The organism is Streptomyces sp. M-16, from assembly GCF_052114405.1.
Taxonomy (GTDB): domain Bacteria; phylum Actinomycetota; class Actinomycetes; order Streptomycetales; family Streptomycetaceae; genus Streptomyces.
Genome location: NZ_JBFRER010000194.1, coordinates 1 through 8,514 on the forward strand (window position 1 = coordinate 1; position 8,514 = coordinate 8,514).

An 8,514-nucleotide genomic window follows, 5' to 3' on the forward strand; every position below is an offset into this window, starting at 1 on the left:
TCGTCGATGTCCGCCCGGCGCATCCATTTCCACAACGTCATCGGGTGGACCCCGAAGTCAACGGCCACCTGCTCGACCGTCACACCCGGGCCGCGGTTCCGCGCGACCCGCACGACGTCCTGGCGGAACTCTTCCGGATAAGGCTTGGGYACAGCSACATCCTTCCCACCTGCCTACAGGGCAAGCCACTTCAGATGTCACCCGATCGTGCGGCAGACCCCCGGGGGCTTCAGGCCCCGCCGCTGCCTGCGGCCACGCTTCCGGTCACTTGCGTCCACGCGGCGCAGCCACAGACCGCCGGACCCCGTCCACCAGGCCGACACCCGCCCCGGAAGTTGCGATGCTCAATGACCGCGACCCGATATGCGACCGAGCCAGCCGGCTCATTCTGCAGTGGCAGCACCCGGGTGGAGGGGGCCCGGACGCCGCCGTACCCCGCCCTTGGCCAGCCACTCGGGCGGCACGGTGTCCGGGTAGTCCTCGACCCGGCGCAGGGGGAACTCCCCCAGGCCCGGGGGCAGTGCGTGGGTGCCGGACTCCGGCAGCCGCGATGTCTGGATAAAACGGATCTACACCCCTTCGCCAAGAAACAGTGCATTCCCATCGACCCGTACCGAACCTGTCACCGCGGACGTCCTCCTTTATCCCGTTCGAAGCAATAATCGCCGCAGAAACGCCGATCGAGCCGGATCGTTACCTCAAGTTTTACCCAGATCCAGTGACATCGCGGCGGCAGCATTCTTAGCTTCCTCTTACACGCGTCTTGACGCTTCTACGTACCCCCGCGGTTCCACGCGCATCGGCGATCCCGCTCCGCGTCCCGCGTCCCCGAGGAAAGAGTTGCAACATGAAGGTCCCCAAGGCTGGTGCGATGGCCGCTGTGATCGGCCTCGCCCTGACCGCCACCGGCTGCGGCGGCGAGGAAGGACCCAAGGGGACCCTCTCCATCGGCATCGCCTTCGACCAGCCCGGTGTCGGCCTGCGCGAGGCGGGGGGCACCTTCTCCGGCTTCGACGTGGACGTCTCCAGGTACATCGCCAAGGAGCTCGGCTACAAGCCCGAGCAGATCGAGTTCAAGCGGGTCGACAGCTCCGAACGCGAGCTGCTGCTCCAGTACAACGAGGTCAAGTTCGTCGCCGCGACCTACTCGATCAACGACCAGCGCCGGGAGAAGGTCGACTTCGCGGGCCCGTACTTCACGGCCCACCAGGACCTGCTCGTCCGCGCCGACGACGCCACGATCACCAAGGCCGAGGACCTCAACAACAAGAGGCTCTGCTCCACCGCCGGCTCCACCTCGGCGCAGAACGTCAAGCAGAAGCTGGCACCGAAGGCCAGCCTGCTTGAGCTCGACGGCTACTCGGAGTGCGTGATCGCCCTCCAGGACGGCCTGGTCGACGCCATGACCACGGACAACGCGATCCTGGCCGGTTACGCCGCCCAGAAGGGCAACACGGGCAAGTTCCGCCTCGTCGGGCTGAACCTGAGCAACGAGAGCTACGGCATCGGCATCAAGAAGGGCAACCGGGATCTGCAGGCCAAGATCAACGCCGCCCTCAAGAAGATGGTCGAGGACGGCTCCTGGGAGGCGGCCGTGAAGAAGAACTTCGGCCAGGCCAACTTCAAGCACGAGCCCGCGCCGCAGGTCACCGCCGCGAGCAGCTGACGACGCCACGCCCCGGGGCGCGGCAGGAGGGGAACACGCCCCCTCGCCGCGCCCGGGTCAGGTCGCCGGCGCCTTGTCGGCCAGCACCTTGAGGAACTCCCGCATCCATGCCGGGTGGTCGGGCCGGGCCCGGGCCGAGACGAGGGTGCCGTCGACCACGGCCTCGGAGTCCTCGAAGACCGCCCCCGCCGCCTTCAGGTCCGGCGGCCGGTGGTTGATCTTGCTCGCGCAAAGGACCCTTTCCCGGAGCAAGATCGAAAGTGATCGGCGAGAGCGGTTGGGATCGCGGATTCACTGTCACAACTCGTTCCCGGGTGATGAGTTCACCGTCGAGGGCTCGCAGTATCGGCGCACCGGCCGTAACGGAAGCAACTGGCGCCCCACCGCGCTGTTCCTTGCCCCCGTCGACGAGCCGGGTCCCCGGTTCGATGCCGAATGCGAGGAGAACAATGCGTTCTGGACCTGGGCGAGCATCGAGGTCCTGCGCCGTACCGGCGCCCGGATCGAGGAACTGCTGGAGCTCACCCACCTGAGCCTTCGCCAGTACCAGGCGCCGACCGGTGAGACGGTGCCGCTGCTGCAGATCAGCCCGTCCAAGACCGACCGCGAGCGCGTCACTCCCGCCGATCCGGACCTGGTCGCGGTCCTCGCCCGGATCATTCGCCGAATTAAGGGCACTGGCGAACGGGTGCCGCTGCTGACCCGGTACGACGGCTACGAGCGGGTCTTCGGCCCACCAATGCCCCACCTGTTCCAGGGACCCTCTCAGCACCGGCTGCAGGTCATCTCCCCCAACCGAATCCGCGAGCTCCTCACGAATCAGGCGCTGCGGGCCGGCATCGTCGACGCCGACGGGACACCACTGACGTTCACGCCGCACGACTTCCGCAGAATCTTCTCGACCGAGACGGTCAACGGCGGCCTGCCGATCCACATCGCCGCGAAACTGCTCGGTCACCTCGATCTCAACACGACTCAGGCTTACGTCGCCGTCTATCCCGAGGAGGTCATCCGCCACTACCGCCAGTTCATTGACCAGCGCCGGACGCACCGTCCCAGCGAAGAATATCGCGAGCCCAGCGACACCGAGTGGCAGGATTTCCGTGACCACTTCAGTCTCCGGAAGGTCGCGCTCGGTACCTGCGACCGTCCCTATGGGACACCTTGCCAGCATGAAAATGCTTGCGTCAGATGCCCCATGCTGCGGCTCGACCTGGCCCAGGAGCCCCGGCTGCTGGAGATCGAGACCAACACCCGCCAGCGCCTCGGCGAAGCCCAGCGGATGCAGTGGCTCGGCGAGGTCGCCGGCCTGCAGGAGAGCCTTCGACACATCGCTGACAAGAAACAGCAGGTCGAACGCCTACGGGTGCAGGCAGGGCATGGTGAATCCGGGGTCGGAGCACTCGGCTAGGGTCCCCGCCCAACGAACCGCCCAGTGGCATCGCCTTCGATGAAGTCAGTACCCATGCCGACCGGCCGAGCTGGCTTCACCGCCCCAGGCCCAGCACATCGGGGCACCCTGGCGGAGGTCACGTTGATCGACTACGGCATCATGGCAGGCCACCGGAGCCGCCAGGGAGTGCACGTCATGAAGTTCATCGTTCACGACGATTCAGTCGGTCGCTCCGCGAGCAACTTCATCGCGCGGGTCGACCTGGCCAGCTTCGGCATGGGCGGACAAGTCGAACAGCTCTGGCTCAAAACCGTTGCCAACGGGACCTATGAGGTCGCCTGCATCCCGTTCTTCACCTATGGGCTCGCGCTCGGCGACACTGTGCTGCTGACGGACGACAACTACGTTAACGAGCTGGTCAGGGCGTCCGGGCATCGGGTACTGCGGATGATGTTCGTCCCCGAGTTGCCCGCCGAAGACCGCCAGCAGGCGGCAGACCGGATCAGGGCCGAGCTCAGCCAGGCGGGACTCCTGAGCGAGTGGAGCGGCGAGCGCTACGTCGCCGTCGACGTCCCGCCGAACACCGAGCCCTCCAGCCTGTTCGCTGTCATGGAGTCGGCGGTCAACGCGGGCGATGCCTTCTGGGAGTGGGCCGGCGCGAGACCCTTCATCACTCCCGCCTGACGCCGCCGAATCCCGACCCCGACACCGTGGTCGAGCGAGTCATTGCAGGGCACCCGGCATAGTGCGGAGAAGGGTGTTCTCCACCGGCGGGCAGGAAGCGTTCATGCAAGGCCACGTGGACGCGTTCCGACTGCTGGGAGGTATCCCGACCAGGCACATTCGCTACGACAACCTCAAGCCGGCCGTCTCCAAGGTCTGCTTCGGGCGCTCGAGGGTGGAGTCGCAGCGGTGGGTGGCCTTCCGCTCGCACTACGGCTTCGATGCCTTCTACTGCCGGCCGGGCATCGAGGGCGCCCACGAGAAGGGCGGGGTCGAGCACGAGGGCGGACGGTTCCGCCGCTCGCACCTGGTCCCGGTCCCAGAGGTCGACACGCTGGCCGATCTGAACCTGAAGATCGAGCAGATCGAGGCGACCGAGGACGCCCGGCACATCGACAACCGTCCCACCTCGGTGGGGTTCGACTTCGAATACGAGGCGCCGCTGCTGGCGCCCCTGCCCTTCGAGGAGTTCGACATCGGGCTCACGCTGACGCCGAAGGTCGACAAGACCTCCCGGATCACGGTCCGCCTGAACAAGTACTCGGTGCCTGCCCGGTTCATCGGCGAGAACATCCGTATCTCCCTGCGGGCGGACGAGGTCTGGGTCTTCGACCGGCACGAGATCATCGTCCGCCACCAGAGGTTGGCGGGCCGCTACGGCTTCCGTGACCTCCTGGATCACTACCTCGAGATCCTGCGGCACAAGCCCGGAGCCCTGGAGAACTCCACGGGCCTGGCCGCGGCCCGCGAGAGCGGGATGTTCACCCCCGTCCACGACGCCTTCTGGGCGGCCGCCCGCGAGGCCACAGGACGTGGGGAAGGCACCCGGGCCCTGATTGAGGTCCTGCTGCTGCATCGCAGGCTGCCTCACGAGGCCGTGGTCGCCGGAATGAACGCGGTCCTGGAGGCCGGGTCGGTCTCCCCGGACCTGGTCGCGATCGAGGCCCGCAAGGCCCTCGCGGCCGCCGGCGGGCCCCCGCCGGTCGTCATCACCCCGCCCGCGGACACCCCAGTCATCGATGGGCCCGCGCATCAGGACACTGACTCGGCCCAGGTCATCTCGCTGCCCGCGCGGCGTCCTGCCCTCCCGCCGGACACCCGGCCGGAACCCTCGCTGGCCGCCTACGGCCAGTTGCTCTCTATCCAACCGAAAGGCTCAGCATGACGCAGAGCACCACCCCCGCTTCCGCAACTCCGGGGCGGTGGGGCTCCTTCGGCCTGCCCGCTCAGCGAGGCGCCGACCCGTCGGCCGCGATCGACGCGGCCTGCCGGAACCTGGGCCTGACCACGATCCGTGACCGCTGGGAGGAGTTCGCCGCCCAGGCGCTACGCGAGCACGCCTCCTATGCGGACTTCCTGGCCGATCTCCTGGAGAGCGAATTCCAGGACCGTGACGAGCGCCGCAAGCTCCGCCGGGTCAAGGAAGCGAACTTCCCGAGGAACAAGCGGATCGAGGACTTCGACTTCTCGAAGAATCCCAACGTCCCCCAGGAGGTGATCAACACCCTCACCCAGCCCGGCTGGGTCCACGCCGGACATCCGCTCTGCCTGATCGGGGACTCCGGCACCGGCAAGTCCCACCTCCTGATCGGCCTGGGCACCGCAATCGCGGAGGCTGGCGGACGCGTCCGCTACACGACCGCCGCGAACCTGGTCAACGAGCTGGCCGAGGCCGCCGGGGACAAGCAGCTGGGCCGCACGATCAAGAAGTACGGGCGGGTGGACCTGCTCTGTCTCGACGAGCTCGGCTACGTCAAGCTCGACCGCCACGGCGCCGAACTGCTCTTCCAGATTTTCACCGAGCGCGAGGAACGGCACGCGATCGCGATCGCTTCGAACAGGCCGTTCACCGAGTGGGACCAGACCTTCACCGACAAGCGGCTCTGCCAGGCCATCGTCGACAGGCTCACGTTCGAAGCCCACATCATCGAGACCGGAACCCAGTCGTTCCGCCTCGCCAGCACCACCGCCAAGCGGCAGGCCGCCGCGGCCTGACCTCTCCGCAGACCGAAACGTCGACGGGCAGGCACCCATAAAGGTGCCCGCCCGTTCGCATGCCTGTCAGGGGACGCGCCCCGGCGGGCTCCGTGCGCGAAACGCTACCGTTCCTCGAGAGCCGCCCCCTGCACCTCGATCGCTCCGCCCCAGAACAGCCCGGAAACGTCACCCGATCGAGGGGTCACGGGAATTCTTGTGAATGGCCGGGCATGCTCCTCACCTCACTTGATCAAGCTCTCAAGAGAGTAGGGAGGCCCGGCGAGCGCCGGGCCCGGTGGGTGCTACGTCACGCTTTGGCGCCGGTCATGCCGCTGGTGACGACAATCGCGGCCACATCGCCGTTCTTGGTCCGCCCCAACCAGACGACGCCACCCGACTGGGCCGTGAACGTGACGAGATCGGCTTGTTGCGACTCGTCGCTGATCCGCTCGCAACCGTCCGGCAGCTGTCCGCTGTCACGCGGCTCCCAACGGCCATCCACACAGTTGCGAAATGGCGCGGACAAGGTCGTCCACGCACCTGCGTCGGCGAAGCAGCCAACATTGGCGTCGGAGTAAAAGCGGGGTTCCTCGCCTGGCTGAAGCCGGTCGACATCGTCTTCGATACCCAGGCCCATCTCCCACCCGATCACAGGGTCGTCGCTGATGCGCAGGCGCGTCGCGGCACACTCAACGCCATCGAAGTGCTCGCCGAAGAACTCGTACGGGCCCGCCGTCCATGCGATCTCCACGCGGTAGACGCCCGGGGGAATGCGCACCGCCAGCTCCCGCGGGGGCCTCGTTGGCACTCCCTTCTCGTATCTCCAGGTGTCATCGTCATCCCACGGCGCATCGACGACAAGACGGCCACTGGGTACACGAATAGTGGTCACCTCCTCGATGCCCGTCACAACGATGGGCGTTGTCGGATCGTCGTACACCGTCCCCAGGCGAGCGCCGGGCGTGAAAGCCGTCTCCAGGTACCAGGTGGCCTCAGGCCCGGCTGCCAGCCGAGCGTCTCCGACCCACTTCATGTCTCACCCCTCCTCGCCGCCCGGCCGGGCGGTCAACCGAAACGTATGTGGGCCCGCTGACATCGGCACTTCGCGCATCGATCTCAAGTTCCGGCTGCCCGGCCGATCACCCTGCTGCGCAGCTAGTGCTCTGACCACATAGGTTCGCCGGGTTGTTCAGGCCGCAGCAGCGAGGGGGCGGCCGCCCCAGCGGATGCCTCTCTCGCTGCGGACGCGGGCGCGTTCCTTGCGTTCGGCGGCCAGGACGTCGCGGTGGCGGGCGTTGGCGTTGCGCCAGCGCAGGTAGGCGTGCAGAGCCCGGGTCTGGACGGTGTGGTTCGGGTGATTCGAATTGGCGATGGTGAACTGCCTCAGCGGTCCGAAGCGGGCTTCGATCGGGTTGGCCCAGGAGGCGTAGGTCGGGGTGAAGCACAACTCGACCTTGTTCTTCGCAGCCCAGCGGCGGATGTCAGTGCCCTTGTGGGCGGACAGGTTGTCCATGATCACGTAGATCGGTGCTCCGTCGGACCGGGCGGCGCGGATCGACTTCAGCGCGGCCAGCGTGTTCACGGCACCTTTTTTGCGGCGGTTGACACCCCACAGGCGGTCGTCGCCGACCGAGTAGCAGCCATGGAGGTATCGGATCCCGTGGGTACGGTGATAGGTAGCCGACAGCCGGTCGGGGCGCCCCTGGCCTGCCCAGCCCGAGCCTGCGGTGGGCCGGATTCCGAGGGGGGCCGAACTCGTCGAACGCGAAGACCCGGTCCGGGAAGCGGTCCAGGACTTCCTCGATCCGGTCCAGTTTTGCCTCGCGGTCGGGATCGGGAGACTCCTTCCACGTTTTGGTCCGTTGGAAGGTGACACCGCGGCGGGCGAGGAGGCGGCGTAATGCCTCGCGGCCGACGTGTATGGTCCGGCCGTGGACTTTGCGCAGGTAGGCGGCGAGTTTGCGCAGTGACCAGCGGGTGAAAGGCTGGCCGAGCTTGACCGGGCGGGTGGTGGCCTGGAGTGACCCCCGAAATTCCGACACCTGGGCGCTGGATGTTTCGTCATCCAGGGGAAGTGATCCAAGGTGGCAAAGCGGAAGAACTACCCCGAAGAGTTCAAGCGGGGCGCGGTGGACCTGGTGCGGTCCTCGCCGGACCGTTCCCTCACCGACATCGCCCACGGCCTGGGTATCCATCTGGAGACCCTGCGCAAATGGGTCCGCGAGAACCGGGCCCGCGTCCAGGCAGCGGATGGCGGGGGTGACGCAGGCATGACCCCTGACGAGAAGGAAGAGCTCAAGCGCCTGCGGCAGGAGAATGTCCGGCTGAAGGAGGACAACGAGATCCTCCGGAAGGCCGCCGCCCATTTCGCGCGGGAGACGACACGGTGATCCGCTTCCGTTTCGTCGACGAGCACCGGAACGCCCACAGGGTGAAGCGGATGTGCGACGTTCTCGGATGGGACCGTTCCGGCTACTACACCTGGCACCAGAACAAGGAGGCACGGCAGGAGAGGGTCGATGAGGAAGAGGGCCTGGCCTGCCGTATCCGGGCGATCCACACCGATTCCCGGGGAGCCTACGGGGCCCTTCGGATCACCCGGAAACTCCGGGACCAGGGGCACGTGGTGAATCGCAAGCGTGTCGCTCGGATCATGCGGGAGCGTGAGAGCGTCGGGATAACTCGACGGAAGTCGCGGTCGCTGACGAGACAGGACCGTACGGCGCCGCCGGCGCCGGATCTGATTCTGCGGGAC

8 protein-coding genes and 4 pseudogenes are annotated in these 8,514 nt (G+C 67.0%); 7 read left to right on the plus strand and 5 right to left on the minus strand.

What is annotated here, in order from left to right; genetic code table 11:
- A pseudogene (locus AB4039_RS40180) lies at positions 1 to 128 on the minus strand (transposase); the annotation flags it as partial.
- Between the two features lie 303 nt (positions 129 to 431).
- Positions 432 to 626, minus strand: a pseudogene (locus tag AB4039_RS40185) (hypothetical protein); the annotation flags it as partial.
- A 221-nt stretch (positions 627 to 847) separates the two neighbouring features.
- On the opposite strand from AB4039_RS40185, the gene AB4039_RS40190 reads away from it, so the two are divergent.
- Positions 848 to 1,666, plus strand: a complete 819-nt coding sequence (locus AB4039_RS40190) for a glutamate ABC transporter substrate-binding protein (protein WP_266846252.1) — start codon at positions 848 to 850, stop codon at positions 1,664 to 1,666.
- A gap of 57 nt (positions 1,667 to 1,723) precedes the next feature.
- On the opposite strand, the pseudogene AB4039_RS40195 reads toward AB4039_RS40190, so the two are convergent.
- A pseudogene (locus AB4039_RS40195) lies at positions 1,724 to 1,870 on the minus strand (peptidase); the annotation flags it as partial.
- Positions 1,871 to 1,943: 73 nt separating this feature from the next.
- On the opposite strand from AB4039_RS40195, the gene AB4039_RS40200 reads away from it, so the two are divergent.
- The 4 genes from AB4039_RS40200 (at position 1,944) to istB (ending at position 5,777) form a co-directional block, all read left to right on the plus strand.
- The gene (locus AB4039_RS40200) at positions 1,944 to 3,077 is read left to right on the plus strand and encodes a tyrosine-type recombinase/integrase (protein ID WP_442273099.1); all 1,134 of its coding nucleotides are present in this window, start codon (positions 1,944 to 1,946) and stop codon (positions 3,075 to 3,077) included.
- A 177-nt stretch (positions 3,078 to 3,254) separates the two neighbouring features.
- A complete protein-coding gene (locus AB4039_RS40205; RefSeq protein ID WP_442273100.1) occupies positions 3,255 to 3,743 on the plus strand; it encodes a DUF4265 domain-containing protein in 489 nt (162 codons plus the stop codon).
- A gap of 103 nt (positions 3,744 to 3,846) precedes the next feature.
- The gene (locus AB4039_RS40210) at positions 3,847 to 4,947 is read left to right on the plus strand and encodes a Mu transposase domain-containing protein (RefSeq protein WP_442273101.1); all 1,101 of its coding nucleotides are present in this window, start codon (positions 3,847 to 3,849) and stop codon (positions 4,945 to 4,947) included.
- Complete coding sequence (gene istB / locus AB4039_RS40215) at positions 4,944 to 5,777, plus strand: IS21-like element helper ATPase IstB (RefSeq protein ID WP_442273102.1); 834 nt, start codon at positions 4,944 to 4,946, stop codon at positions 5,775 to 5,777. Before AB4039_RS40210 ends, istB begins: the two co-directional genes overlap by 4 nt.
- Before the next feature lie 289 nt (positions 5,778 to 6,066).
- On the opposite strand, the gene AB4039_RS40220 is transcribed toward istB, so the two are convergent.
- Together AB4039_RS40220 and AB4039_RS40225 are read right to left on the minus strand one after the other, a co-directional pair.
- The gene (locus AB4039_RS40220; protein WP_442273103.1) at positions 6,067 to 6,792 is read right to left on the minus strand and encodes a DUF4241 domain-containing protein; all 726 of its coding nucleotides are present in this window, start codon (positions 6,790 to 6,792) and stop codon (positions 6,067 to 6,069) included.
- A gap of 156 nt (positions 6,793 to 6,948) precedes the next feature.
- A pseudogene (locus AB4039_RS40225) lies at positions 6,949 to 7,774 on the minus strand (IS630 family transposase); the annotation flags it as partial.
- A gap of 69 nt (positions 7,775 to 7,843) precedes the next feature.
- Between AB4039_RS40225 and AB4039_RS40230 the strand changes: the two are divergent.
- Positions 7,844 to 8,149 (plus strand): transposase, encoded by a 306-nt coding sequence (locus tag AB4039_RS40230; protein WP_266842955.1) that lies wholly within the window; start codon positions 7,844 to 7,846, stop codon positions 8,147 to 8,149.
- Positions 8,146 to 8,514: IS3 family transposase (locus AB4039_RS40235; protein WP_442273104.1), on the plus strand; the 369-nt coding region annotated here is incomplete at its 3' end. The genes AB4039_RS40230 and AB4039_RS40235, both read left to right, overlap by 4 nt.